This is a genomic window from Acidiphilium sp. JA12-A1 (assembly GCF_000724705.2).
Taxonomy (GTDB): domain Bacteria; phylum Pseudomonadota; class Alphaproteobacteria; order Acetobacterales; family Acetobacteraceae; genus Acidiphilium; species Acidiphilium multivorum.
Window position 1 is genome coordinate 26,961 of record NZ_JFHO01000062.1, and the last position, 24,060, is coordinate 51,020.

At 67.2% G+C, this 24,060-nt stretch carries 26 protein-coding genes and 1 tRNA gene; 13 read left to right on the forward strand and 14 right to left on the reverse strand.

What is annotated here, in order from left to right; all coding sequences use genetic code 11:
* Positions 1–11: 11 nt before the first annotated feature.
* Both pimC and RT91_RS11915 read left to right on the forward strand, forming a co-directional pair.
* Entirely contained in the window at positions 12–1,223 is a 1,212-nt protein-coding gene (gene pimC, locus RT91_RS11910) for a pimeloyl-CoA dehydrogenase large subunit (RefSeq protein ID WP_035187453.1), read from the forward strand.
* Between the two features lie 10 nt (positions 1,224–1,233).
* A complete protein-coding gene (locus RT91_RS11915; RefSeq protein ID WP_035187454.1) occupies positions 1,234–2,352 on the forward strand; it encodes an acyl-CoA dehydrogenase family protein in 1,119 nt (372 codons plus the stop codon).
* Positions 2,353–2,390: 38 nt separating this feature from the next.
* Here the strand turns inward: RT91_RS11915 and era are convergent, their stop codons facing one another.
* Genes era through lepB form a run of 3 tightly spaced genes read right to left on the reverse strand, consistent with a single transcriptional unit; the run spans position 2,391 to position 4,695 of the window.
* Positions 2,391–3,278 (reverse strand): GTPase Era, encoded by an 888-nt coding sequence (gene era / locus RT91_RS11920; RefSeq protein WP_035187456.1) that lies wholly within the window; start codon positions 3,276–3,278, stop codon positions 2,391–2,393.
* Positions 3,275–3,940, reverse strand: coding sequence for a ribonuclease III (rnc, locus tag RT91_RS11925; protein ID WP_007422139.1), 666 nt, complete (start codon positions 3,938–3,940; stop codon positions 3,275–3,277). The genes era and rnc overlap by 4 nt, the downstream gene beginning before the upstream one ends.
* Positions 3,937–4,695 (reverse strand): signal peptidase I, encoded by a 759-nt coding sequence (lepB, locus tag RT91_RS11930; RefSeq protein WP_007422140.1) that lies wholly within the window; start codon positions 4,693–4,695, stop codon positions 3,937–3,939. Before lepB ends, rnc begins: the two co-directional genes overlap by 4 nt.
* Positions 4,696–4,864: 169 nt before the next feature.
* Here lepB and RT91_RS11935 point away from each other — a divergent pair, with 169 nt between their 5' ends.
* A complete protein-coding gene (locus RT91_RS11935) occupies positions 4,865–6,094 on the forward strand; it encodes a D-alanyl-D-alanine carboxypeptidase family protein (protein ID WP_162839080.1) in 1,230 nt (409 codons plus the stop codon).
* Between the two features lie 46 nt (positions 6,095–6,140).
* Here the strand turns inward: RT91_RS11935 and RT91_RS11940 are convergent, their stop codons facing one another.
* Entirely contained in the window at positions 6,141–6,431 is a 291-nt protein-coding gene (locus RT91_RS11940; RefSeq protein WP_013639273.1) for a PAAR domain-containing protein, read from the reverse strand.
* A gap of 211 nt (positions 6,432–6,642) precedes the next feature.
* Between RT91_RS11940 and fusA the strand changes: the two genes are divergently transcribed.
* Both fusA and RT91_RS11950 read left to right on the forward strand, forming a co-directional pair.
* Positions 6,643–8,730: an elongation factor G gene (fusA, locus tag RT91_RS11945; protein ID WP_007422143.1), complete on the forward strand. Its 2,088-nt coding sequence runs from the start codon at positions 6,643–6,645 to the stop codon at positions 8,728–8,730.
* Between the two features lie 36 nt (positions 8,731–8,766).
* Positions 8,767–9,072, forward strand: coding sequence for a hypothetical protein (locus RT91_RS11950; protein WP_007422144.1), 306 nt, complete (start codon positions 8,767–8,769; stop codon positions 9,070–9,072).
* A 9-nt stretch (positions 9,073–9,081) separates the two neighbouring features.
* Here the strand turns inward: RT91_RS11950 and RT91_RS11955 are convergent, their stop codons facing one another.
* Both RT91_RS11955 and RT91_RS11960 read right to left on the reverse strand, forming a co-directional pair.
* Positions 9,082–9,936, reverse strand: coding sequence for a class I SAM-dependent methyltransferase (locus tag RT91_RS11955; protein WP_035187459.1), 855 nt, complete (start codon positions 9,934–9,936; stop codon positions 9,082–9,084).
* Positions 9,933–10,883, reverse strand: a complete 951-nt coding sequence (locus RT91_RS11960; protein ID WP_035187461.1) for a hypothetical protein — start codon at positions 10,881–10,883, stop codon at positions 9,933–9,935. Before RT91_RS11960 ends, RT91_RS11955 begins: the two co-directional genes overlap by 4 nt.
* Before the next feature lie 106 nt (positions 10,884–10,989).
* On the opposite strand from RT91_RS11960, the gene RT91_RS11965 reads away from it, so the two are divergent.
* On the forward strand, positions 10,990–12,159 hold the full coding sequence (locus RT91_RS11965) for an amidase (RefSeq protein ID WP_035187463.1): 1,170 nt from the start codon (positions 10,990–10,992) through the stop codon (positions 12,157–12,159).
* A gap of 71 nt (positions 12,160–12,230) precedes the next feature.
* On the opposite strand, the gene RT91_RS11970 is transcribed toward RT91_RS11965, so the two are convergent.
* Genes RT91_RS11970 through RT91_RS11985 form a run of 4 tightly spaced genes read right to left on the reverse strand, consistent with a single transcriptional unit; the run spans position 12,231 to position 15,605 of the window.
* Entirely contained in the window at positions 12,231–13,394 is a 1,164-nt protein-coding gene (locus RT91_RS11970) for an iron-containing alcohol dehydrogenase (RefSeq protein WP_011941378.1), read from the reverse strand.
* A gap of 46 nt (positions 13,395–13,440) precedes the next feature.
* A complete protein-coding gene (locus tag RT91_RS11975; protein WP_007422149.1) occupies positions 13,441–14,025 on the reverse strand; it encodes a histidine phosphatase family protein in 585 nt (194 codons plus the stop codon).
* Positions 14,025–14,645 (reverse strand): glutathione S-transferase family protein, encoded by a 621-nt coding sequence (locus RT91_RS11980; protein ID WP_007422150.1) that lies wholly within the window; start codon positions 14,643–14,645, stop codon positions 14,025–14,027. Before RT91_RS11980 ends, RT91_RS11975 begins: the two co-directional genes overlap by 1 nt.
* 27 nt (positions 14,646–14,672) lie before the next feature.
* A complete protein-coding gene (locus RT91_RS11985) occupies positions 14,673–15,605 on the reverse strand; it encodes a ribose-phosphate pyrophosphokinase (RefSeq protein ID WP_007422151.1) in 933 nt (310 codons plus the stop codon).
* 158 nt (positions 15,606–15,763) lie between these two features.
* Here RT91_RS11985 and RT91_RS11990 point away from each other — a divergent pair, with 158 nt between their 5' ends.
* The 4 genes from RT91_RS11990 to RT91_RS12005 all read left to right on the forward strand — a co-directional run bounded on the left by RT91_RS11990 (position 15,764) and on the right by RT91_RS12005 (position 18,883).
* Positions 15,764–16,258 (forward strand): RDD family protein, encoded by a 495-nt coding sequence (locus RT91_RS11990; RefSeq protein WP_011941377.1) that lies wholly within the window; start codon positions 15,764–15,766, stop codon positions 16,256–16,258.
* Positions 16,255–17,043, forward strand: a complete 789-nt coding sequence (locus RT91_RS11995) for an arginyltransferase (protein ID WP_035187464.1) — start codon at positions 16,255–16,257, stop codon at positions 17,041–17,043. Before RT91_RS11990 ends, RT91_RS11995 begins: the two co-directional genes overlap by 4 nt.
* A 97-nt stretch (positions 17,044–17,140) precedes the next feature.
* On the forward strand, positions 17,141–17,656 hold the full coding sequence (locus RT91_RS12000; RefSeq protein ID WP_197535476.1) for a Cupredoxin: 516 nt from the start codon (positions 17,141–17,143) through the stop codon (positions 17,654–17,656).
* Between the two features lie 120 nt (positions 17,657–17,776).
* On the forward strand, positions 17,777–18,883 hold the full coding sequence (locus tag RT91_RS12005; RefSeq protein ID WP_011941374.1) for a mechanosensitive ion channel family protein: 1,107 nt from the start codon (positions 17,777–17,779) through the stop codon (positions 18,881–18,883).
* A gap of 15 nt (positions 18,884–18,898) precedes the next feature.
* Here the strand turns inward: RT91_RS12005 and proB are convergent, their stop codons facing one another.
* The 4 genes from proB to rplU all read right to left on the reverse strand — a co-directional run bounded on the left by proB (position 18,899) and on the right by rplU (position 21,707).
* Positions 18,899–20,050, reverse strand: a complete 1,152-nt coding sequence (gene proB, locus RT91_RS12010; RefSeq protein WP_007422156.1) for a glutamate 5-kinase — start codon at positions 20,048–20,050, stop codon at positions 18,899–18,901.
* Positions 20,047–21,045, reverse strand: coding sequence for a GTPase ObgE (gene obgE, locus RT91_RS12015; protein ID WP_007422157.1), 999 nt, complete (start codon positions 21,043–21,045; stop codon positions 20,047–20,049). Before obgE ends, proB begins: the two co-directional genes overlap by 4 nt.
* Positions 21,046–21,107: 62 nt before the next feature.
* On the reverse strand, positions 21,108–21,377 hold the full coding sequence (gene rpmA, locus RT91_RS12020; protein WP_011941373.1) for a 50S ribosomal protein L27: 270 nt from the start codon (positions 21,375–21,377) through the stop codon (positions 21,108–21,110).
* Positions 21,378–21,392: 15 nt separating this feature from the next.
* Positions 21,393–21,707 (reverse strand): 50S ribosomal protein L21, encoded by a 315-nt coding sequence (rplU, locus tag RT91_RS12025; protein WP_007422159.1) that lies wholly within the window; start codon positions 21,705–21,707, stop codon positions 21,393–21,395.
* A 198-nt stretch (positions 21,708–21,905) separates the two neighbouring features.
* Here rplU and RT91_RS12030 point away from each other — a divergent pair.
* From RT91_RS12030 to RT91_RS12040, 3 genes are all read left to right on the forward strand, one after another.
* A tRNA-Ser gene (locus tag RT91_RS12030) sits at positions 21,906–21,995 on the forward strand.
* A gap of 355 nt (positions 21,996–22,350) precedes the next feature.
* Positions 22,351–22,563 carry a sugar ABC transporter permease gene (locus RT91_RS12035; protein WP_240314278.1) on the forward strand — a complete coding sequence of 71 codons (213 nt, stop codon included), beginning with the start codon at positions 22,351–22,353 and terminating at the stop codon, positions 22,561–22,563.
* A 509-nt stretch (positions 22,564–23,072) separates the two neighbouring features.
* On the forward strand, positions 23,073–24,035 hold the full coding sequence (locus RT91_RS12040) for an FkbM family methyltransferase (protein WP_035187522.1): 963 nt from the start codon (positions 23,073–23,075) through the stop codon (positions 24,033–24,035).
* The last annotated feature ends 25 nt before the right edge of the window (positions 24,036–24,060 follow it).

Consider the following 24,060-nt stretch of genomic DNA (forward strand, 5'->3'; position numbering starts at 1 on the left):
AGGAGAGCGCCATGGAACTCAGCTTTTCGCCCGAGGAAATCGCGTTCCGCGACGAGGTGCGCGCCTTCATCCGCGACAACCTGCCCGGGGATGTGCAGAAGCGCCTGATCGAGGGACGCGAGATCGGCAAGCAGGACATTGTCGACTGGCAGCGCAAGCTGAACGCGAAAGGCTGGGCAGTGCCGCACTGGCCGCGCGCCTGGGGCGGGCAGGACTGGAGCCCGGTGCAGGAATTCATCCTGCTCGACGAGTTGCAATCGGCCCCCGCGCCCAGCCCGCTGCCGTTCAACGTCTCCATGGTCGGCCCGGTGATCGCGACCTTCGGCAATGACGAGCAGAAGCGGAAATTCCTGCCGGCGACGGCCAACCTCGATATCTGGTGGTGCCAGGGCTTCTCCGAGCCGGGGGCGGGATCGGATCTGGCCGGCCTCAAGACCACGGCCCGCCGCGAGGGCGATCACTACATCATCAACGGCCAGAAGACCTGGACGACCCTCGCCCAGTATGCCGACTGGATCTTCGTCCTCGCCCGCACCGATCCGGGTGCGGAGAAGAAGCAGCAAGGCATTTCCTTCATCCTTGTCGACATGAAGACGCCCGGCATCACCGTCCGGCCGATCCAGCTGATCGATGGCGGGCACGAGGTCAACGAGGTCTGGTTCGACGAGGTGAAGGTGCCGGCGGAAAACCTCGTCGGCGAGGAAAACAAGGGCTGGGACTACGCGAAGTTCCTGCTCGGCAACGAGCGCACCGGTATCGCCCGCGTCGGCGCCTCGAAGCAGCGCCTGCGTCGCATCCGCGAACTCGCCGCGATCGAGCGGGCCGGCGATGCCAGGCTGATCGACGCGCCCTGGTTCCGCGAGAAGCTCGCGGATGTCGAGATCGATCTCAAGGCGCTGGAAATCACCCAGCTCCGCGTGCTCGCCGAGGCGCGCAAATCGGGCAAGCATGGCCGGCCGGATCCGAAATCCTCGATCCTCAAGATCAAGGGTTCGGAAATCCAGCAGGCGACGACCGAGCTTCTGCTCGATGTCGTCGGCCCGCTCGCCATGCCGTTCCAGGGCTCGACCGATCCGGATGACGATGGCAACGCCATGCCGATCGGGCCGGACGACGCGGCCGAGGCGGCGCCCACCTACTTCAACTGGCGGAAGATCTCGATCTACGGCGGCTCGAACGAGATCCAGCGCAACATCATCGCCAAGGCGATCCTGGGGTTCTGAGGACAAGACAATGGATTTCGATTTTACCGAAGAACAGCGCCTGCTGCGCGACAGTGTCGGCAAGCTTTTCGCCAGCCGCTACGCCGATTTCGAAAAGCGCAAGGCCTATGCGAAACTTCCCGAAGGATTCGACCGCGCGGTCTGGGCCGAATATGCCGAGGCCGGGCTGCTCGCCCTGCCCTTCGACGAGGCGCAGGGCGGCTTCGGCGGCGGGCCGGTCGAGACCATGATCGTCATGGAGGAGATCGGCAAGGCGCTGGCCCTCGAACCCTATCTCGCCGCGATCGTCTTCGCCGGCGCCGTCCTGCGCCACGGCTCAAGCGCGGCCGTGAGGGACGAGGTGATTCCCGCACTTGCCGCCGGCGAGACGATCGTCGCCGTCGCCCATACCGAGCGCAGTTCCCGCCACGACCTCGAAGACGTGACCACTACCGCGAAGCGCGACGGCGATCATTTCATCCTCGAAGGCGAGAAGTCGGTGGTCCTCGGCGGCGATACGGCGGACTGGCTGATCGTCAGCGCCCGCCTTGCCGGCAGCCGGCGCGATCGCGACGGGATCGGCCTGTTCCTGGTCGATGCGAAGGCCGAAGGCGTCTCCCGCCGCGGCTATCCGATGCAGGACCTGCTGCGCGGCGCGGAAATCTCGCTCGCCAGCGTGCGGGTTCCGGCCGCGCGGCAGATCGGCGATCTCGCGGTGCTGGAGCGCGCGCGCGACGAGACGATCGCCGCCCTCTGCGCCGAGGCGGTGGGCGCGATGGAGGCCCTGGTCGGCCTGACCGTCGACTACATGAAGCAGCGCAAGCAGTTCGGGGTGGTGATTTCCGTCTTCCAGGCGCTGCAGCACCGCGCGGTGGACATGTATGTGGCGCTGGAACAGGCGCGCAGCCTCGCCATCTTCGCCGCCCTCTCGGTCGCCGACGACGATGCCGAGGCGCGCGGCAAGGCGATGGCGCTGGCCAAGGCCGGGGTGGGCAAGGCGCTGCACTTCGTCGGCCAGCAGGCGATCCAGCTGCATGGCGGCATCGCGATGACGATGGAATACAAGGCCGGCCACTATTTCAAGCGGCTGACCATGATCGACACGATGTTCGGCAACGCCGACCACCATCGCCGCCGGCTCGCCGCCTGACGTTCTGAACCGGCGCCGGGCCAACCCGGCGCCGGTGTTCAGCCGTCGAGGCCGAGGGCGCGCAACCGCGCGGCCTCCTCGTCCCAGCCCGGGCGTTCCTTGACGTTGAGAAACAGGTGCACCCGCCGCTCCAGCTGGCGCTCGAGAGCCCGCCGCGCCCGCGAACCGATCGACTTGATGCGCGCCCCGCCCTCGCCGAGCACGATCTTCTTGTGGCCGGCACGCGCGACATAGACGGTAACGTCGATCCGCACCGATCCGTCCTTCCGCTCGCTGAAACTCTCGGTCTCGACGGAGGCGCCGTAGGGCACCTCGTCGCGCAGCTGGAGAAAGATCTGCTCGCGCACCAGCTCGGCAGCGAGCATTCGCTCGGTCTGGTCGGTCAGCTCGTCCTCGGGGTAGAGATGCGGGCCTTCGGGCATCGCCGCGGCCAGCGCGTCGAGCAGGCGATCGACGCCGTCGCGCTTCAGCGCGCTGATCATGAACACTTCCGCGAACCCGCCCTGCCGCGCCAGCGTTTCGGCCAGCGGCAGCAGCTTGTCGCGCGGCAGCAGGTCGATCTTGTTGAGGATCAGCCAGCGCGGCCGCCCGGTCGCGGCGAGCGCCTCGATCGGCTCGGCGAGATCGTCCGGGTCCGCCTTCGCGGCATCGACGATCAGGCAGGCGAGATCGGCGCCGGCAACGCCCTCCCACGCCGCCGCGACCATCGCGCGGTCGAGCCGCCGCTTCGGCGCGAAGATGCCTGGCGTGTCGACCAGCACGATCTGGTCGCCACCGCGCATGACGATGCCGGAAATGCGGAACCGCGTCGTCTGCGCCTTGGGTGTGACGATCGACACCTTGGCGCCGACCGCCTGGTTCAGCAGGGTGGACTTGCCGGCATTCGGCCGTCCGAGAAGGGCGACATAACCACAGCGGGTCGTCATTGCAGCTGCTCCAGCAGGTCGCGCGCGGCGTTCTGCTCCGCCTCGCGCTTGGTTCCGGCAAGTCCCTCGGCGGTGCGGCCGGCGACCGTCACGCGGATGCGAAAGCGCGGCGCGTGCGAGGGGCCAGTCCGCTCCACCAGCTCATAGGCCGGCAGAACCGGCCCGCGCGCCAGCGCATATTCCTGTAGCGCGGTCTTCGGGTCCTTGGGCGGGGCGCTCGGCTGGCCGTCGATCCGGGGCGCGAAGATGCGGCGGATGAACAGCCGCGCCGGCTCCAGCCCGCCATCGAGATAGAGCGCGCCGATCAGCGCTTCCAGCGCATCGGCCAGCACGGTCGCGCGGTTGCGCACCCCGCGCCGGCTCTCCCCCGGCGAGACCGACAGCAGCCCGGCAATCCCGCCATGCTCGGCGATTTCCGCCAGCGACTGGCGGGAGACGAGATGCGCCAGCCGCGGCCCCAGCCCGCCCTCGCGCTCATGCGGGAAGCGCTCGATCAGCCATTCGGCGATCAGCAGGCCCAGCACGCGGTCGCCGATGAATTCCAGCCGTTCGTTCGACCCGAGACCACCCTGCCCGACCGCGGAGCGATGGGTCAGGGCCTGGGCGAGCAGGTCAGGTCGCGCGAAGCGATGCCCGAGCAGCGCTTCCGCCGCCTCGCTCAATGGATGACCGTGAACAGCCGGTCCCAGCGGATATCGACCGGCCAGTACCAGAATTCCCACCACGGATGATCGAGCCGGATGGAGAACCAGATGATCCGCGCCCGGCCGACGAAATTCGCCAGCGGCACGTAGCCGACGGCATCGAGATAGCGCGAGTCCTCGGAGAAATCGCGGTTGTCGCCCATCATGAACAGGTGGTCGGGCGGGACGTGATAGACAGGCGTGTTATTGGCGAACCCCTGATTCGTCGCCTTGGCGATCAGATGGGTCACGCCGTCCGGCAGGTGCTCGCGATAGAGGCGCACCTTGATGGGCACGCCCTCCCCCGAGTCGAGTGGCGTCTCGACATAGGTGCCGGCCGGGGTGCGGGGCACCTCGCGCCCGTTGATGTAGAGCTGGCCGTCGGTCACCTGGACCGTGTCGCCGGGTTCGCCGATTACCCTTTTGATATAGTCGATCGACGGGTCGCGCGGCAGCGCGAACACCGCGATCTGCCCCTGTTTCGGCAGCGAGCCGAAGATCCGCCCCTTGAAATCCGGCTCGCCGAAGGGGAACGACCAGCGCGAATAGCCATAGTTCCACTTGGTCACGAGTACGAAATCGCCGGGCAGCAGCGTCGGCGTCAGGCTGCCCGAGGGAATGAAGAACGGTTCGAACAGGAATGAGCGGATGAAGACGGCGATCACCACGACATAGACGAGAGTGACAACCCATTCCCTGATCGAGCCTGCTACCGAGTCCTTCGTCTGCGCCATGTCCGCCCGTTCTGATATTGTCTGCCCGCTTCAAACCGTGCGGGGGGCGCGAAGTCAAGGAAGTGCGGCGAAACACCACCGTGAACGCGACGCACGGCCTCGCGATTTGCCACGGCACGGGGGCGATTGTATGCCTCTCGCCATGCCAACAGTCCGGACTTCCGCCACCATGAAGCGCCGCCTTTCACTTCTCACCCTCGCCCTGTTCACCGCTACGTCCTACGCCGCCGGGCGCACGCCCGCGCCGGGCAAGGGCGCGGCACACGCAACCGCGGCGACGACCGCGCCGCAGGACGCGGGACCAGCGCCAGTGGCGCCCCTCGCCATTCCCGGCGTGCCGATGCCGCCGACCCTGCCGCAGCAGGCTTCCTATGTGCTGATGGACGCCGATACCGGCGCGGTGATCGCCGCCAAGGCGCCGGACCAGCCCTGGCCACCGGCCAGCCTGACCAAGCTGATGACCGCCTATCTGACCTACCAGGCTGTCGCGCACGGTTCGCTGAAGATGGACCAGACCGTGCCGGTCAGCGTCTCGGCCTGGCATACCGGCGGCTCACGCATGTTCATCTCGCCGGGCATGACGGTCACGGTGGACCAGTTGCTGCACGGGCTGATCATCGACTCGGGCAACGATGCGGCCGTGGCGCTCGCCCAGGCGGTGGCCGGCAGCCGGAGCGGCTTCGTCGGGCTGATGAACCATGAGGCCAAGGCGCTTGGCCTGAAGTCGACCCACTACACGAACGTGGACGGCCTGCCGAACCCGGACCTGCGCACCACGGCGATGGATGTTGCAAAACTGTCGCGCGACATCGTCCGTACCTATCCGCAGTTCCTGAAGATTTCGGTCAAGAAGCACTTCACCTTCGACAAGATCCGCCAGCGAAGCTGGAACCCGGTGCTGTTCCACGACCCGACGGTGGATGGGCTTAAGACCGGCCGCACCAAGGAAGCCGGGCACTGCATCGACGCCACAGCCCTGCGCAACGGCCGCCGCCTCATCGCCGTGGTGCTCGGCGGGCCGAGCTGGACCGTCAGCACGCACGATATCGAGGCCCTGCTCGATTACGGCTACCAATTCTACGCCAATGCCAAGGTCGCGGTTGCCGGCAAGCCGGCGGGCATGCTGAAGGCGCCGCTCTACCGCACGACCGCGGTGGCGGTCGGCCCGGCGCACAGCATCACGATGACGATCCCGGCGCTTGCCGCGAAGACCCTTAAGACCTCCGTGGCGCTGGACCCGCCGCCGGCAGCCGGCGTGCATCGCGGGCAGACGGTCGGCACGATCACCGTCAGCGCCGGCGGCAAGACCCTGGCGACCGTTCCCGCCGTCGCCCTCGCGGACGACCCGCCGGCCGGATTCGTCACAAGGATGATGAGGAAGCTGAAAGCCGCGCTCTGACGGCGACGCTCCGATACAGGCCGCGCCCTGACGGGCGCGGCGCCTCTCAGCCGATCAGGACTGTCGGCATGCCGAGAATGATGGTGCCGCCGTGCGCGGTGGAATCGCCCATCCGCGCCGCGGGCTGGCCGCCGATCAACACGGTGAACGCGCCGACGACCACCGAGTCGGGGGGGCCCACGCAAACCGCCATGTCGCCCACCCGCGCGGCCGGCATGCCGCCGATCAGCACGGTGGGCGCGCCGGGGCCGATGATCGGCCCGCCGACATGGGGCACAAGCACGTCCACCATCGGGCAGACATGCATGTCGGTCAGGCGTGCGGCAGGTTGTCCCATGGCGAATGGCTAGCGCGAATTCGCCGCGTGCGAAAGGAAAAACCGCCGCCGGGTTGCAAAATGCGGCCCGCCTTGCCATTATGCGGGCGAAGATTGGTCGAAAGCCGGTCGTAATCGGGTGGATTGCCGGGACACTCACCGGCGGTCGCGCCCGTTTTTCGTTGTAATCGCTGTTCGCTGAACCCTGCACAGCCCACCCTGGAGAGACTGCATGTCCGGCACCTCGCTCGCCAAGATCCGGAATATCGGCATCACCGCGCATATCGACGCGGGCAAGACCACGACCACGGAACGTATCCTGTATTACACGGGCGTGTCGCACAAGATTGGCGAGGTGCATGACGGCAACACGACGACCGACTACATGGAGCAGGAGCGCGAGCGCGGCATCACCATCACCTCCGCCGCCGTTACCTGCGAGTGGAAAGACCATCGCATCAACATCATCGACACGCCGGGCCACATCGACTTCAACATCGAGGTGAACCGTTCGCTGCGCGTGCTCGATGGCGCTGTGTTCATCATCGAGGGCGTGGCCGGCGTGCAGCCGCAGTCCGAGACCAACTGGCGCCTGGCGGACCGCTACAACGTTCCCCGCATCATCTTCATCAACAAGCTCGACCGCACCGGCGCCGACTTCTACCGCGCGTTCGACACGCTGAAGGAGAAGCTCGACATCGTGGCGCTGCCGCTGCAGCTGCCGATCGGCATCGAGGACCAGTTCGTCGGCGTGGTCGACCTGGTCGAGATGAAGGCCATCGTGTGGGAAGGCGGCGAACTCGGCGCGAAGTTCCACGATGAGGAAATCCCGGCCGATATGCTGGAAAAGGCCAAGGAATACCGCCAGAACCTGCTCGACACCGCTCTGTCGGTCGACGATGCGGGCATGGAGGAATATTTCGAGAAGGGCGACGTCGCGACCGAGACGCTGAAGCGCGCGATCAAGACCGGTACGATCTCCGGCGCGTTCCGCCCGGTGCTGTGCGGCACCGCCTTCAAGAACAAGGGCGTTCAGCCGCTGCTCGACGCCGTGCTCGACTATCTGCCGAGCCCGGTCGACATCGAAGGCATCAAGGTCGCCCCGCCGGAAGGCGAGGAGGAAGACCCCTCGGCCAACCGCCGCGTGATCCCGGCCAACCCCGACGCGCCCTTCGCCGGCCTCGCCTTCAAGATCATCAACGACAAATACGGCACGCTCACCTTCGTGCGCGTCTATGCCGGTACGCTGCGCTCGGGCGACACGGTGCTCAACACGACCAAGGGCCACAAGGAACGCGTCGGCCGCATGTTCCAGATGCACGCCGACAAGCGTGAGGAGGTCAAGGAAGTCCACGCCGGCGACATCGCCGCCTTCGTTGGCCTGAAGGACACCGGCACGGGTGACACGCTGGCCTCGTCGGACGACCCGGTGGTGCTGGAGCGCATGGCCTTCCCGGTGCCGGTCATCGACATCTCGGTCGAGCCGAAGACCAAGGAAGCCGTCGAGAAGATGACGCTGGCGCTGCAGAAGCTCGCCGGCGAGGACCCCTCGCTCCGCCTCAAGACGGACCAGGAAACCGGCCAGACCATCCTCTCCGGCATGGGCGAGCTGCACCTCGACATCATCATCGACCGGTTGCGGCGCGAATATGGCGTCGAGGCCAATGTCGGCGCGCCGCAGGTGGCCTATCGCGAGACGATCACCCGCGAACACACCGAGACCTACACCCACAAGAAGCAGTCGGGTGGCTCGGGCCAGTTCGCCGAGGTCAAGATCATCTTCGAGCCGCAGGAGCGCAACGAGGGCATCCTGTTCGAGAACAAGGTGGTCGGCGGCGCCGTGCCGAAGGAATACATCCCGGCGGTGGAAAAGGGCATCAAGGTGCAGGCCGATACCGGCGTGCTCGCCGGCTTCCCGACGGTGGACTTCAAGTACACGCTGGTCGACGGCAAGTACCATGACGTCGACTCCTCGGCGCTGGCCTTCGAAATCGCCGCCAAGGCGTGCTTCCGCGAGGGCATGAAGAAGGCCGGCCCGGTCATCCTCGAGCCGATCATGGATGTGGAGATCACCACGCCGCAGGACCATGTCGGCGATGTGGTGGGCGACCTCAACCGCCGGCGCGGCATGATCCAGAACCAGGAAAGCTCGGGTTCGACCGTGATCGTCCGCGCCCAGGTGCCGCTGAAGGAAATGTTCGGCTACATCTCGAACCTGCGTTCGATGACCAAGGGCCGCGCCTCCTTCACCATGCAGTTCCACCATTACGATCCCGTGCCGCGCAACATCGCCGACGAGATCATGACCAAGAGTGCCTGATGGTGTGGCGCCCGCCGGCCTGGCGGAGCTGATGCGATGCGGCTTCGCTGGGTGCGCGGCCGCGACAGCTTCCTGACCGAGACCGGCGCGCGCGCCCGTGAATGGCTGGGACTTGATGACGCGGGCAATGCTGTTGCCCGCGTCATTCATTTGGATGGTCCGATGACGACCGCGCGTGGCCGGTTTCATGCCGTGGCGCTGGATGACGAGGCGCGGCTGATCCGCCTGTTGCCCCGCCCACCCGCCGATGGCGACTGGCTCGCCCTGATCGGCGGGCGTGTCGTTGGCCGCGCCGCCGCCCCGCTTGCGGCGGTCCGCCACGCCGAGGCGGCGCTGCAGTGACCAGCCGGATCAGGCCGGGTTGCGCGCCGTGATCATGTGGATCGTCGCCGGCAGCCAGGCATCGGCGTCGGCATAGCCGGGGAGAGCTTCGCGGAAGGCCACCCGCAGCGCCGCGCGCGTTTGGGCATCGGCCTCCTTCTCGTCGATCAGCGCGCCGGCCGGGCCCATCGTCCCCGCCATTTCGGCCTCGTCGTCGAGTGACCGCCCGGACAGCATGACCCGCTCGGGCTCGATGGCGATCTCGGCAAAGCCCGCCTGCGTCAGCACCGTCCGTGCATGGTCGCGGTCGGCAAAGGCCAGGGGGCCCGGCGCGTGCGGCCGGCGCGGCTTTGGTGGGCCGAGCCGTGCCACGGTGATCTCAAGCGGCACCGACCAATGCGGATTGTCGGCGATCGGCCCCCAGGCGGCGCAGACGAGGCGGCCGCCCGGAACGAGTGAGGCGCGCAGATTGGCGAAGGCGGCCGCCGGATCCTCGAAGAACATCACGCCGAAGCGGGAGGTGACGAGGTCGAACGGCGCTGCGAAGGTCGCGAAGGCGGCATCCGCCTCCATCAGCGTCACTTGCGCCAGGCCGGCAAGCCGGGCGCGCGCCGCCTCAAGCATCGGGCGGGAAACATCGACGGCGGTGACATGCCCGCCCTCACCGACCAGCCCGGCGAGCCGCGCGGTGGTCGTCCCCGTGCCGCAGCCGACCTCCAGCACCCGCTCGCCAGCGCGGGGCGCAGCCCGCTCCAGCAGGCGGTCCTCGACCGCCGTCAGCCTCGATTCCATCGCCGCCTGGACGCGGATCCACTTCGGCCCCGCGACCTCGTTCCAGTAGGCGATCTGCCGTTCGTTGCCGCCGGCCGTGCCGCCGCCGCTCACGCCGCCGCCTTCTGGCGCGGTTTCGGCATGAATTTCAGCGCGGTCCGCACCAGGGTCGGCATCGTCGTCGGCCGCAGCAGCCGGCGGTCGTAGCCGGCGAAGCGCCGGTCGTTCTCCTCGAGGCAGATGCGCATCAGTTCCGGCACCGAGATGTCTTCGGCGCTGACCGACTTGCTGCCGGTCACGGTGAAATTGTTGTCCTGCGCCTTGGGTTTGTCCTTGCCCCCGTCGTCCATGCCGCGGGCGATGCCGATTCGCTCCCAGCCGAGGAACGCCCATACCGCCGCGACGCGGAGTTCGAACCAGATCCGCCGGTGCAGCGGCAGCCTCGCGCGGTGCCAGGCGACCCAGTTGGCGAAGAGCAGGATGTGCCGGCACTCCTCCTGCATCACCGGCTCGAAGGTCTCGACCAGTTCGGCCGGGAAGAAGCCGGACCGCTTCGCCAATTCGAACAGGCCGAAGGCGAAGAAACTGTCGACGCACTCGGAATAGCCGGTGACCAGATAGGCCCATTCGGGATCCTTCGGCTGGCGGTATTCCGGCTCCGGTTCGAGCGGAATGTCATAGGCCTCGACCAGCTTGGAGAGCACCTCCTTGTGCCGGTTCTCCTCCCAGCCGTTCAGCTCGATCGTCTTGCTCATGTCCGGATCGGCGATGATCCGCGCATAGGCCGCCATCCGCAGCCGCGCCTTGCCCTCGGTCTGCACCGCGATGTCCCAGATCGGCAGCGAGGTGATCTTGTGCAGGGTTTCGGGGTCGAGCTTCGGCCACTCGATGACCGAGGGTTTGTAAGGGTTGAAGGTTTCGTGGAACATCGCGCAAACGGCGCGCTTGTGTGCTTCCGAGCCCGGTTTCAGCGGTCCGGGATCGGGGCTGACCCAGTGGCGGGCGGCCTTGTCGGCGGCCTCGATCGTCGCGGCATCCGCAGTAATGGCAGTGGCGTTCATCGACCCTCGTCCTTGTCCTCTGCCGGAGATATCGGTGCCGGCCAGCCGATTTTAACCCTGCCGGAAGCCGGTTCAACCCGGCGCCGAACTCTGTTACCCTTTCGCCATGGAAACGCGCCATCCCCTCTCCGAAGCTCCCGATCTCGGCCTGATCAAATCGCTCGACATCCGGGGCAATCCGCACGGCCCGCTTGCGGGACTCGACGTGGTCGTCAAGGACCTGTTCGACATCGCGGGCGAAGTGACCGCCTTCGGCAACCCCGACTGGGGGCGGCATTTCGGCCCCGCCCTCTCGCATGCCTGGATCGTCTCGCAGCTTCTCGAGGCCGGCGCCCGCGTCACCGGCAAGACAACGACGGTCGAACTCGCCTTCGGCCTGGAGGGGCGCAACACCCATTACGGCACGCCGCTCAACCCGGCGGCGCCGGACCGGCTGCCGGGCGGCTCGTCGAGCGGCTCGGTGGCGATGGTCGCGTCCGGCCGCGCCCATGTCGGCGTCGGCTCGGATACCGGCGGCTCGGTGCGGATTCCGGCCAGCTATTGCGGGCTCTACGGGTTGCGCCCGACTCAGGGGCTGCTCAGCCTGGCCGGGGCGGCGCCGCTGGCCCCGAGCTTCGACACGCCTGGCTGGTTCACCCGCGATGCGGAGACCATGCTTCGCGTCGGCGAGGCGCTTTTGCCGCCAGCACCGCCGCTCGCGGCCCAGTTTCTCATGATTCCCGCAGCCTTCGCCAATGCCGATCCCGACGTCGTCGCTGCCCTCGAACCCGCGCTCGCCAGGCTGGGCCCGATGGGCGAGGCCGACCCGGTGCCGGAAGGGCTCGACCGGATGCTGGCCTGGCAGAACGCCGTGCGCGGGCGCGAGACGTGGCTGACGCTGGGCGGCTTCATCGAGACGGTCAAGCCGCTGCTCGACCCCGTCACCGCGGGCCGGATCGCGGCGACGGGCGGCTTCACCGCCGAAGCCGCTGCCGAGGGCCGCGTGGCGCGCCGCGCGCACACGGCGCGGATGCACGCGCTGCTGGCCGGCGGCGCGGTGCTGGTGATTCCAACCTCGCCCTGCCCGGCCCCGCCGGTTGCGGCGGAGCAGGCGGTCTATGAAGACGTCCGCACGCGAACGCTGCGCGTCGGCATCATCGCCGCCTTCGCCGGCCTGCCGGAACTCACCATTCCGGTCGGCAAGGTGAACGGGGCGCCGGTCGGCCTGTCGCTCATCGCCGGGCCGGGACGCGACCTCGCCCTGCTCGAACTCGCGGCCGACCTCGCACTCGCCTGAGCGCGGGGCCGGCACGCGAATCCAGAAGCGCGTCAGGGACGCGACGCCAGAAGCGCATCAAGCACGCGACGTCAAAAGATCTCCTCGTAGATCTTCACGATCTCGGCAGCGTCCGGCACCGCCGGATTGTTGCCGGGGCTGCCGGAGGCCAGCGCCTGTTCCGCCATTTTGGGCAGCAGCGCGTCCCAGTCGGCGCGGGCCACGCCGAAACCCTGCGGTGTGGGCACCTCGAGCTCGGCATTGATCGCCTCCAACGCCTCGATCAGCCTGGCGCCGGCCAGCTGGTCGGCGTCATCGGCGCGGGCGAAGCCGGCGAGGCGGGCGGATTCGGCGTAGCGCGGCAGCGCGGCATTGAGCGAAAAGCGCGTCACCGCCGGCAGCAGCATCGCGTTCGACATGCCGTGCGGCACATGGAAATGCGCGCCGATCGGCCGCGACATGCCATGCACCAGCGCCACCGAGGCGTTCGAGAAGGCGAGTCCCGCGAGGGTCGCGCCGAGCATCATCGCCTCGCGCGCGTCGCGATCCTGCGGCGTCTGCCAGACCTTGCGCAGGTTGGCGCCGATCAGCCGCATCGCGCTGCGTGCATAGGCGTCGGACACCGGGTTCGCCCGCCGCGAGACATAGGCCTCCAGCGCATGGGTGAAGGCATCGATCCCGGTATCGGCGGTGGTGCGCGGCGGCACGCTCATGGTCAGCTCGTAATCGACCACCGCCGCCAGCGGCAGCGCCCCGAGCCCGGCGATCAGCATCTTCTCGTCGGTTTCGGTATCGGTGATCACGGTAAAGCGGGTCGCTTCCGAGCCGGTGCCGGCGGTCGTCGGCACCGCGATCAGCGGCAGCGCCGCCGTATCAGCGGCGACGGGCACCTTGAAGTCGCGCATGCGCGCACTTGGCGCCGCCGCGAGCAGGATGTTGATCGCCTTCGCCGTGTCGATCGGCGAGCCGCCGCCGAAGCCGATCAGGCAGTCGAACGCGCCGCCCCTGGCGATGGCGACGCCGGCTTCCACCACGGTATCGACCGGCTCGGGCACGGTGTCGCTGAAGATCGTGCAGACGATCCCGGCCGCTTCCAGCGGATCGGTGATGCGGCGGACCAGGCCGAGTTTCACCATGACCGGATCGGTGACGATCAGCGGCCGCGACAGGCCGAAGCGGCCGAGCAGGACCGCAATCCGCGCCGCCGCCCCGCCGCCGATATCCATGTGCCTCGGCGCGAAAAAGCCCATTTCCATGTTACGTTCCCCCACAGGCGATCCGGCCTGGCCGGATGAAGACAATCTACATTGCGCCCGGCGCCACCGCCTCGTCGAGTTCGGCGGCCATCGCCGTCCGCCACCCCTCGCCGTCCGGCGCGCAGAGGATGGGGGCTGCATTGGCGGTGCGGCCTTCCAGACTCACGCCGAGCAGGCCGCGCACCGCGCGGAAGAAGGCGCCGTGCGAGACCAGCAGCAGCGGCCCCGGCCTCGCCAGGATGCTGCGCAGCGCGGTGCCGGCGCGGGCAGTGATGTCGGCGAAGCTTTCGGCGCCGGGCGGCGTCAGCCGTCCCTCGATCCAGTCGCCGAACCAGGGTTCGAGCGGCTGGCCCTCCATGCCGCCGAACACCACCTCGCGCAGGTCCGGTTCGAAGGCGAGCGGCAGGCCGAGGGTCTCGTTGACGATTTCGGCGGTCTCGCGCGCGCGCTGCATTGGCGAGGCGACGATGCCGACGATCCCGCGCCCGAGCAGTAGCGGCGCCGCGGCGCGGGCCTGCGCGCGGCCGGTCTCGTTCAGCGGAATGTCGATCGCCCCCTGCGACAGGCCCTGCGCGTTGTAGTCGGTCTGGCCGTGGCGGAGGAACCAGAACGGGGCGCGCGGCAGCGTCATCAGGACAGCCGCTCCTGCTCCATCGCCCGCGCCACCGCCGGGCGCGCCTTCATCCGCGCATAATGCGCCGAGACATTCGGCGGCAGCGGGATCGTCTGCCGGCCTTCCGCCCAGAAGGAGACGTAGAACAGCGCCGCATCGGCGATCGAGAACGCGCCGAGCAGCCACTCCCGCCCATCGGCCAGCACCGGCTCGATCAGGTCGAATCCTTCGGCGAAGATCTTCCGCCCCTGCTCGCGGACGGCCTCCTTGTCCTCGGGATTCGGCGCGAAACGCTCGGGGCGGAAGATGCGGGCGAAGCCCTGCGGATGCATCCAGCCGTTGATGTAGGCGACGAGTTCGTTGCAGCGCGCGGCCTCGACCGGGGAGGACGGCACCAGCTGGGCCGCCGGGTTGGTCGCGGCCAGGTAGTTCGCGATGGCGATCCACTCGGTCAGCACGGTGCCGTCGTCGAGCACGATTGCCGGCACCTTGGCCTTCGGATTGATCGCCTTGTAGTCGTCGCTGAACTGCTGCCCGTCGCGCAGGTTCACCAGCACGCCTTCATGCGGCAGGCCGAGCTCCTCGATCAGGACATGGATGCCGAGCGAGCAGGCGCCTGGCGCATAGAACAGTTTCATTCCGTTTCCTCCCGTTTTCGCGGCCGGTCAGTCGAACAGCGAGCTGACCGAGGTTTCATCCGAGATGCGGCGCATCGCCTCGGCAAGCAAGGGGGCGATGGTCAGCACCTGCAGATTCGACGGCGGATTGCGTGCGGGATCGAGATGGATGCTGTCGGTGATGGTCAGCGTCTCGATCGGGCTGGCGCCGATGCGTTCCAGCGCCTGGCCGGAGAGCACGCCGTGGCTGACATAGGCCGAGGCCGAAGCCGCGCCGTGGCGGATCAGCGCCTCGGCCGCGTTGCAGAGCGAGCCGCCGGAATCCACGATATCGTCGATCATGATGCAGTGCCGTCCCTCGACATCGCCGATCACGTTCATCACTTCCGAAACGCCGGCGCGCGGGCGGCGCTTGTCGATGATCGCGAAGTCGCAGGCAAGGCGGCTCGCCGTGGCGCGGGCGCGGGCGACGCCGCCGGCATCCGGCGACACCACCATGATGTCGCGCCCGGCGAAACGGTCCTGGATGTCGCGCGCGAAGAGCGGCGCGCCGTAGAGATTGTCCACCGGAATGTCGAAGAAACCCTGGATCTGCCCGGCATGCAGGTCGAGCGTGAGCACCCGGTTGGCGCCCGCCTCGGTGATGATGTTGGCGACCAGCTTGGCCGAAATCGGCGTGCGCGGGTTGGTCTTGCGGTCCTGCCTTGCGTAGCCGAAATACGGGATCACCGCGGTCACCCGCCGCGCCGAGCTGCGCCGCAGCGCATCGAGCGTGATCAGCAGCTCCATCAGGTTGTCGTTCGCCGGAAAGCAGGTGGACTGGATGACGAACACATCCTCGCCGCGGACGTTTTCCTGGATCTCGACATGAATCTCCATGTCGGCGAAGCGGCGAATGATGGCGTTGGTCAGCGGCAGATGCAGCGCCTTGCTGACGGCGTCCGCAAGCGGCAGATTCGAGTTACACGCGACGATCTTCATGTGACGGATCCCTGCGGCCGGAACGGGCGGCCCCGATGTCGAAGGAGGTGGACCGGACGATCCGTGGCGCGTGTAGCAACCGCTCCCGCCGCTGTCCATGACGCGCGGGCAGTGCAGGCCATTGCGCGCGCCCCGCCCGGCGCACTATCTTGGAGAGCATGAGCCAGTCCCTGCCTTTCGATGCCGAAGCGGCGCGCGACGCCTGGCTGACCCGCGATGTCTGGCCGCGCCGCATCATCGCCTTTCTTGTCGACATGGTGCTTCTCGCCGTGCTGAGCGTCGCTGTCTGGTGGGTGATCGTGGTGCTTGGCATCGCAACGTTCGGCCTCGGTTTCCTGCTGCTGCATTTCACCTGGGCCGTCCCGCCGCTCTATTACATCCTGTGGCTGTGCTCGTCCGCCGCGGCGACGCCGGGGCAGCGCCTGCTGGGTCTCACGCTCCGACAGGACGATACGCTGGAGGCGAGCGTTGCCCTGCGGCCGAGCTTCGCCCAGGCGCTGGCCTGGACGGTGCTGCTCGGCGTGTCCTTCATGCTCGGCATGGTGCCCTTCCTGCTGGTGCTGGTCACCCGCCGCCGCCGCGCGGGGCATGACCTGCTCTCGGGCCTCACGGTCGTCCACACCTCGGCGCTGGGGCGCCCTGCCGCGCCGTGACCGTCCCTGGCCGCCCGCCGCAGTTCTTCTACGCCACGGCCCCGCTACCCTGCCCTTATGTCGCGGGGCGGACCGAGCGGAAGGTGGTTACCGAACTCACCGGCGCTGATGCCGACGCGCTGCACAACCGGCTCTCGCGCGGCGGGTTCCGGCGCAGCCACAACATCGCCTATGCGCCGGTTTGCGCGGGCTGCCGCTCCTGCATCCCGATCCGCATCGTCAGCGACCGGTTCCGGCAGAGCCGGACCCATCGACGGATCATCGCCGCGAATGCCGGGCTGCGCGCCTATGAGATGCCGCCGCGCGCCACGGCCGAGCAGTTCAAGCTGTTCCAGCGCTACCAGCAGGCCCGCCACGGCGAGGGCGATATGGCTGGCATGAGCTTCTACGACTATCGCGCCATGGTCGAGGATACGCCGATCGAGACCTGGCTTGTGGAGTTTCGCGACGGCGCGGACGAACTGGTCGGCGCCTGCCTGACCGACCGCCTCGCCGACGGGCTTTCCGCCGTATATTCCTTCTTCGCGCCGGATCTCACTCGGCAGTCGCTGGGGACGCGTTCGATCCTGTGGCTGGTGGAGCGCACGCGGGAACTCGGCCTGCCCTATGTCTATCTCGGCTACTGGGTGCCGGAGAGTCCGAAAATGGCCTATAAGGCGCGCTTCCGCCCGGTCGAAATCCTGCTCGGCGGCACCTGGACAGAACTGACCGACAGCCTCGCCGCGGCCGACGATCCCCCATCCTGGCCGCTTCATCTGGCGCCGGTGCAGCAATGCGGCCCCTGAACGCGCCGCTCACGGCGGATTGATGAGCGTGCCCGATCCGGGCCCTTGTTCCGCCATGATGACGATCGAGACTGCCCGCATGCCAAAGGAGAATGCCATGAACAGATCCGCCCTTGCGATCGGCCTCGCCACTGCCACCCTCTTCGGTGCGTCCGCGGCCAGTGCCGCAGCGCCGCCGAAGCCGGTCTACATCCACATGAACGGCGCCAACGAGTTCCTGGAGCGCCTCGTATTCGTCCGTCCGGGCCAGAAAGTGGTCTTCGTCAACGAGGATACCGGGGCGCACGCCATTCTCGGCTACAGCCCGCAGACCGGTGCGGCGAGCAAGACGTTCGACGCCCCGGCGCTGGCGGGCACACCCGGCAAGGGCCACAAGGTTCACACCTACTCGATCAGTTTCCGGCACCAGGGGCCGGAATGGTATTATTGTCCGGTCCATGCGGAACTGGCCAAGGCTCCAGGCGGGGTGTGGCTGCCGAAGGTGCGTCCTGGCGTGCATGGATTCGGCACGCCGATGGCCGGGTTGATCATCGTCACCACTGATCCGGCGCTGCTGAAAGACAATCCCGCAACCAGCGCCTCGAAGATCCTGCCGGGCTATTTCGGCGGCTGAAGCGGCGCGCATTTCCCCGGCGAAGGTTGTATCGCCGGCACGGCGGTCTACCTCCTCACTGAGCCCGGCGGCCGCGATCCCTTGCGGGGGACGCGGCGCGCCACCAGAGGAGGAGGCCGCATGACCCGATCCGCGCCCGGCAACCCCATCGCGCACGCCGCCGGCAACCTTACAATCGTGCTGCACGGCTGGCCGCCTTTGGTCACCACGGCAATCCTGGCCGCCGCCGCGATCCTGGTCGCGATCGTGTTCCACGCGATGCTGTTCCGGCTGCTCCCCCGCCCGTTGCGCGACCGCGGCAGGGCCACGGGGGCGCTGGTCGCCCGCGTGCGGGCCATCGTGCTGGCCTTCCTGATCGTGCTGATGCTGACCACGGTGGTGCCGCAGGCGCCGCTCGGACCGGGCCTGCGCTTCGGCGTGCTGCACGCGCTGAGCGCGGGCCTCGTGATCCTGATCGGCTGGGCCGTGCTGCTCGCGATCGACATCTACACGACGCGCCAGCTTTCCCACCGTCCCGACAACATCCAGGCCGACGCCATCGCCCGCAAGCACGTGACTCAATGGCAGGTGCTGCGCCGGGCCAGCCATGTGCTGACCATCATCATCACCACGGCCGCCGCGCTGATGGTGTTTCCAGCGGTGCGGGATTACGGGGTGTCGCTGCTCGCCTCCGCCGGCGCGGCCGGGCTCGTCGTCGGCCTCGCGGCGCGGCCTGTGCTCTCCAATCTCATCGCCGGCATCCAGATCGCCATCACCCAGCCGCTGCGCGTCGAGGATGCGGTGGTGATCAACGGCCAGTGGGGCTGGGTGGAGGAAATCACCTCGACCTACGTGGTGGTGCGGATCTGGAACTGGCAGCGCATGGTCGTCCCCCTAGCCTGGCTGCTCGAACAGCCGTTCCAGAACTGGACACGCGACTCGTCAGAACTGATCGGCGAGGTGCACTGGAGCCTCGACTATACCGTGCCGATGGACGTGCTGCGCCGCAAGCTCGACGAGATCGTGCACGCGACGCCGCTCTGGAGCGGCAAGGTGGTGGTGCTGCAGGTCACCCACGCGCTGGAGACCACGCTGACACTGCGCGCCCTGGTCTCGGCGCGCAATTCGGGCGAGGCCTGGGATCTGCGCTGCTTCGTGCGCGAGCAGATGATCACGTTCCTGCAGAAGGAATATCCATACGCGCTGCCGCGCCGGCGCGTCGACCTCGAACGGACGGAAGTCGCCTGACGCTTGTGCTCGGGCCTACGACGAAACGGACGGCAACGGGCCGGCGACGAGCACGAGGTCGTCGCGGTGGATCAGCTCATCCCGACCGCGCCAGCCGAGCAGCGCCTCGATCTCGTCGGTCCTGTGGCCGGCGATGAGCATCGCATCCTCGCTCGGATAGGCGGCAAGGCCGCGGGCCAGCGCCGCCCCATCCGGCCCGGCGATCTCGACCGCATCGCCACGCTCGAACCGTCCCTCGACGCGCACCACCCCCGCCGGCAGCAGCGATGAGCCGCGGCGGATCGCCCGCGCCGCGCCGGCATCGACATGCAGCCGCCCGAGCGGCGCGAGCGAGCCGGCGATCCAGCGCTTGCGCGCCGAGCGCCCTCCGGGCTGCGGCAGGAACCAGGTGCAGCGCGCCCCCGCTTCGAGGGACGCGAGCGGATGCGCAACCCCGCCAAGCGCGATCGCCATGGCACAGCCGGCCTGGGTCGCGATCCGCGCGGCGACGAGCTTGGTCCGCATCCCGCCGGAGGAATAGCCCGGCGGCGGCGCGCCGCCCATCGCCTCGATCTCCGGCGTGATCGCGGCGACGACGGGTAGATGCGCCGCCGCCGGGTCGCGCCGCGGATCGGCGGTATAGAGCCCGTCGATATCGGAGAGCAGGACCAGTTGGTCGGCCTCCACCATTTCGGCCACCCGACCGGCGAGCCGGTCGTTGTCGCCGAAGCGGATCTCGCCGGTGGCGACCGAGTCGTTCTCGTTGATCACAGGCACGGCGCCGAGTTCGAGCAGCGTGCGGAGCGTGGCCCGCGCGTTGAGATAGCGCCGCCGGTCTTCGGTATCGTCCATGGTCAGCAACAGTTGCGCCGCGACCAGCCCGTGCGCCGAAAGCGCCTCGCTCCAGGCCTGCGCCAGCCGGATCTGACCCACCGAGGCCGCAGCCTGCTTTTCCTCGAGCCGCAGCCGCTTCTGCGTCAGGCCAAGCTGCCGCCGCGCGAGAGCGATCGCCCCGGAGGACACCACGATAACACCGACGCCGCGCGCCCGGAGGGCCGCGATGTCGGCGGCCACGCTTGCAAGCCAGGCTGTGCGCGGCGCCGCGGCATCGGGATCGACGATGAGGGCGGACCCGATCTTCACCACCAGCAGCCGTGCGCTGCCTGGATCGGGCAGCCCCGGGCTCATTGCCGCTGCTCGCGGATCATCCGCAGGGTTTCGCGCAGCACCGCATCGACCCCCTGATGCGCGGCGGCGGAAATCACCATGACCTTGCAGCCCGAGGCCCGTTCCAGTGCCGAGCGCCGGCCGGCGATCTGGTGCGGCGTCATCGCATCCATCTTGTTCAGCACGATCAGCTCGGGCTTGTCCGCGAGCCCCCCGCCATAGGCTTCGAGCTCGCCACGAATCGTCCGCCAGGCGTCCACCACGTCGCCGGCCGCCCCGTCGATCAGGTGGATCAGCGCGGCGCAACGCTCGACATGGCCGAGAAAGCGGTCGCCAAGCCCCGCGCCGTCATGAGCGCCCTCGATCAGGCCCGGAATGTCGGCGAGGACGAATTCCTCGGTCATCGACAGCCGGACCACGCCGAGCTGCGGGTGCAGCGTGGTGAAGGGATAATCGGCGATCTTGGGCCGCGCCGCCGAGGCCACCGAGAGAAAGGTCGATTTCCCGGCATTCGGCAGCCCGACCAGCCCTGCATCGGCAATCAGCTTGAGCCGCAGCCAGACCCAGCGCTCCTCGCCCGGCCAGCCGGGATCGGCACGGCGCGGCGCGCGGTTGGTCGAGGTCTTGAACATGGCGTTGCCATGGCCGCCATCGCCGCCGCGCAGCAGCACGATGCGCTTGCCCGGTGCATCGAGATCGGCGAGCAGGGTCTCGCGGTCGTCGTCGAGGATCTGGGTGCCGACCGGCACCTTGATCACCACCGGCGGCGCGGCGGCGCCAGTACGGTCCGATCCGGCGCCATTGCCGCCCTTGCGGGCCCGGAAATGCTGGGTATAGCGGAAGTCGATCAGCGTATTGAGGTTCTCGACCGCCTCGAACACGATGTCGCCGCCGCGGCCGCCATTGCCGCCGTCCGGCCCACCGAACTCGATGTATTTCTCGCGCCGGAACGCGACGACGCCGTTGCCGCCATCGCCCGAACGCACATAGATTTTCGCCTGGTCGAGGAACTTCATGGGTGCAGATACGCAAAAGGCCGGCACCGGCCGGCCTTCGCGTCCTTCATGCCGGAGACAGATTACTCCGCGGCGAGCGGCAGCGGCTCGACCGAAACGTGCACGCGGCCTTCGGCCTTGCGGGAGAACTTCACGCGTCCGTCGACGAGGGCGAAGATCGTGTGGTCGCGGCCGACGCCGACATTGGCGCCCGGCTTCACCTTGGTGCCGCGCTGGCGGATGATGATGTTGCCGGCGATCACCTGTTCGTCACCGAACTTCTTGACGCCGAGGCGGCGGCCCTCGGAATCGCGCCCGTTGCGCGACGAACCACCGGCTTTCTTGTGTGCCATGGGATATCCCTCCGATCAGGCGGCGTTGATGCCGGACACGCGCAGCACGGTCACCGGCTGGCGGTGGCCATTCTTGCGACGGCTGTTCTGCCGGCGGCGCTTCTTGAAGATGATGACCGTATCGAGCTTGTCCTGCGCGATCACCGTGGCGGTGACCGTCGCACCCTCGACAACGGGTTTGCCCAAGGTCACGCCCTGTTCACCGCCGATGGCGAGAACGTCGGTGAAGGTGACGGTGCTGCCGGCCTCGGCCTCGAGCTTCTCGACCTTCAGCACCGCGTCCGGCACGACGCGATATTGTTTTCCGCCGGTGCGGATGACTGCGAACATCGATCTGGTCCAATTCTATCTGCAACGCCGCGCGGGCGGACAAAAAAAGCTGCGCGAAACCTTTCGGCATCGCGAGATTGCGGGGTTATAGCGGGATGCGCCCTGCTGTCAATTGATTCGCCCGATGGCAGGGCACCACCAACCGCAAGCCGACTGTTGCCTAGCCGGCGCCAACATGCCTATAAGCCGCGCGGCCGCGGAGAGGTGCCAGAGTGGTCGATTGGGACGGTCTCGAAAACCGTTGTGCCTTCACGGGTACCGTGGGTTCGAATCCCACCCTCTCCGCCAGTTTCGCCTTTTCACACGATCTCAGACGTCTACCTCTTCTATTTCTCCCGTACCGGCGGCCCAATCCGTCTCACGAGACATCGCCTCAAACCTCGGGGCACGAGGGGGCGGACATCGTGTATGGGAATGGGGATATACTTGCGGACGCCGCCATCCGTGAGTCGAAGGCGCTCGACAAGCCTTGCATGATGTTCGATTCCAATGTCTTGTTCCTGCTGTTAACGATGGCAGGAGGAAAGCTCTGACGCTTCCGTTGCCAAAAGATCGGCGGCAAGAAGAAGTTGCTCAGGATCGGTTCCTACCTCGAGGTGACCCTCGCCGCGGCGCAGGCCTGCGCATCCGCGCATGGAATGTGGTGGCCGATGTCATCTCTGGCCCGAAGGGCACCGTCGCCGCGATCTTCCTCGCCTCGCGCATCCTCTCCATCGACCCGCTCGGCGGGAAGGGGCTCAAGCTCGCCGCAATCGCCGCGGCGGTGATCGGCATCGCCAGCCTGTACAGCGGTCACGGCTCGATCATCGGCACCTGTTCAGCGCCTTCGTCACGATGTTCATCGGCAACGGGCTAAATCTGCTGAACGTCTAGCCCTGCTTGCAGGGCACGGTGATCGGCTCAGCTATTATTATCGCCGTGCTGATCGAGCGCCTGCTGAGCAACGCGCGCCAGAGGGCCTGACCGTCCCTCCAGCTGTGCCTGCTTCCTCGTGCTTGGTCGGATCGGGGATGTCGCCAGACATCCGGGCTAGATCAAGCTCGTCGACGGGCATGACCGAGTGTCGTACGCCTCGCCCGGCAACCCGGATCACTCTCCTACACGCTTCGCCCCGCTTCCGTTGGCCAGAATGAGCGCTCATTGCGCTCACCTCCCTCTCACTCGTTCCTTCCCGCCGTTCAGGTGGGTCGATCCTATGAGCGGCGCCGTCCGAATGATGTCCGCCACCGTTCACCCGTAGCCAGGGCCAGCCGTCTGAATTGCGCCGATTGGCTTTCATACCCGGAAGCCGGCTAGAACGACTGCTCCGAAAAGATTATTTCGGAGCCAGCACGTATAGTTCACAGTGATTTTATGTGGGGATTAATGGCGCCTGAAGCCGGCTCCGAACGTCAGTTCATTTCCTATGCCCAGAATTTCGAGGATGTCATGCTCTGGCGCGCGCTCGGGCATGTTTCGCCTGGAACCTATATCGACATCGGCGCACAGGATCCGATCATCGATTCCGTTAGCCTCGCGTTTTACGAGCGCGGATGGCGCGGGGTTCATGTCGAGCCAAACCCGGCTTATGCCGAACGCCTCCGGGTCGCGCGCCCTGACGAGAACGTTATCGAAGCTGCGATCGGGGCGACCAGCGATACGATCGACTTCTACGAAATTGCCGATACCGGGTTGAGCACGGGCGATGCCTCCCTTGCCGATGAGCACCGTCAACGCGGATTTTCCGTCAACCGCATCAAGGTGCCGTGCCGACCGCTATCCGACATTCTCGATGAAATGACGGATCAAGTTATCCATTGGATGAAAATTGACGTGGAAGGGATGGAACGAGAGGTGATTTCCACCTGGGCGCCGTCCGCTGTACGGCCGTGGATAATCGTGATCGAAAGCACCAAACCCAATACGAAAAACCCGACTTTTTCGGATTGGGAAGAAATTATCTCAAAATTAGGCTATAAATTTGTATATTTTGATGGGTTAAACAGATTTTATATCAGTATACAACATCTAGAATTACAATCTTATTTTTGCTACGGCCCAAATATATTTGATAATTTCAGTTTGAGCGGGCTTGCCTCCGCTCCGTTTTGCCGACAAATGCTCGCCGTAATCCAGGCACGAGAGCAGGAAGCTGAGCGGCGGATGGAGCGTGAAAAGGCCCTGCGACATGACGCGGAACAACAGGCGAATCAGGCGGCTTCCAGGCTGCGTGAAGCGGAGCGGCTGATCATGGATATCCATGCCAGCCGCTCGTGGCGCGTGACGAGTCCGTTTAGAGCCGCAATGAACTTCATACGGCGGATGTCGCGCCAAACTCATGAGGGCTGACCGTGCAACCCGCCTATTTCTTTCG

Excerpts from the sequence above, each read along its gene's own strand:
- RT91_RS11915 (WP_035187454.1), top strand. The coding sequence starts at position 1,234 with ATGGATTTCGATTTTACCGAAGAACAGCGCCTGCTGCGCGACAGTGTC.
- RT91_RS12040 (WP_035187522.1), top strand. The coding sequence starts at position 23,073 with ATGGCGCCTGAAGCCGGCTCCGAACGTCAGTTCATTTCCTATGCCCAG.
- proB (WP_007422156.1), bottom strand. The coding sequence starts at position 20,050 with ATGAGCCCGGGGCTGCCCGATCCAGGCAGCGCACGGCTGCTGGTGGTG.
- rpmA (WP_011941373.1), bottom strand. The coding sequence starts at position 21,377 with ATGGCACACAAGAAAGCCGGTGGTTCGTCGCGCAACGGGCGCGATTCC.
- RT91_RS12000 (WP_197535476.1), top strand. The coding sequence starts at position 17,141 with ATGAACAGATCCGCCCTTGCGATCGGCCTCGCCACTGCCACCCTCTTC.
- RT91_RS12005 (WP_011941374.1), top strand. The coding sequence starts at position 17,777 with ATGACCCGATCCGCGCCCGGCAACCCCATCGCGCACGCCGCCGGCAAC.
- RT91_RS11970 (WP_011941378.1), bottom strand. The coding sequence starts at position 13,394 with ATGGAAATGGGCTTTTTCGCGCCGAGGCACATGGATATCGGCGGCGGG.
- obgE (WP_007422157.1), bottom strand. The coding sequence starts at position 21,045 with ATGAAGTTCCTCGACCAGGCGAAAATCTATGTGCGTTCGGGCGATGGC.
- RT91_RS11965 (WP_035187463.1), top strand. The coding sequence starts at position 10,990 with ATGGAAACGCGCCATCCCCTCTCCGAAGCTCCCGATCTCGGCCTGATC.
- lepB (WP_007422140.1), bottom strand. The coding sequence starts at position 4,695 with ATGGCGCAGACGAAGGACTCGGTAGCAGGCTCGATCAGGGAATGGGTT.
- RT91_RS11935 (WP_162839080.1), top strand. The coding sequence starts at position 4,865 with ATGAAGCGCCGCCTTTCACTTCTCACCCTCGCCCTGTTCACCGCTACG.
- RT91_RS11950 (WP_007422144.1), top strand. The coding sequence starts at position 8,767 with ATGCGGCTTCGCTGGGTGCGCGGCCGCGACAGCTTCCTGACCGAGACC.
- RT91_RS11990 (WP_011941377.1), top strand. The coding sequence starts at position 15,764 with ATGAGCCAGTCCCTGCCTTTCGATGCCGAAGCGGCGCGCGACGCCTGG.
- pimC (WP_035187453.1), top strand. The coding sequence starts at position 12 with ATGGAACTCAGCTTTTCGCCCGAGGAAATCGCGTTCCGCGACGAGGTG.
- RT91_RS11985 (WP_007422151.1), bottom strand. The coding sequence starts at position 15,605 with ATGAAGATCGTCGCGTGTAACTCGAATCTGCCGCTTGCGGACGCCGTC.
- RT91_RS11975 (WP_007422149.1), bottom strand. The coding sequence starts at position 14,025 with ATGACGCTGCCGCGCGCCCCGTTCTGGTTCCTCCGCCACGGCCAGACC.
- fusA (WP_007422143.1), top strand. The coding sequence starts at position 6,643 with ATGTCCGGCACCTCGCTCGCCAAGATCCGGAATATCGGCATCACCGCG.
- era (WP_035187456.1), bottom strand. The coding sequence starts at position 3,278 with ATGACGACCCGCTGTGGTTATGTCGCCCTTCTCGGACGGCCGAATGCC.
- RT91_RS11960 (WP_035187461.1), bottom strand. The coding sequence starts at position 10,883 with ATGAACGCCACTGCCATTACTGCGGATGCCGCGACGATCGAGGCCGCC.
- rplU (WP_007422159.1), bottom strand. The coding sequence starts at position 21,707 with ATGTTCGCAGTCATCCGCACCGGCGGAAAACAATATCGCGTCGTGCCG.
- RT91_RS11980 (WP_007422150.1), bottom strand. The coding sequence starts at position 14,645 with ATGAAACTGTTCTATGCGCCAGGCGCCTGCTCGCTCGGCATCCATGTC.
- RT91_RS11940 (WP_013639273.1), bottom strand. The coding sequence starts at position 6,431 with ATGGGACAACCTGCCGCACGCCTGACCGACATGCATGTCTGCCCGATG.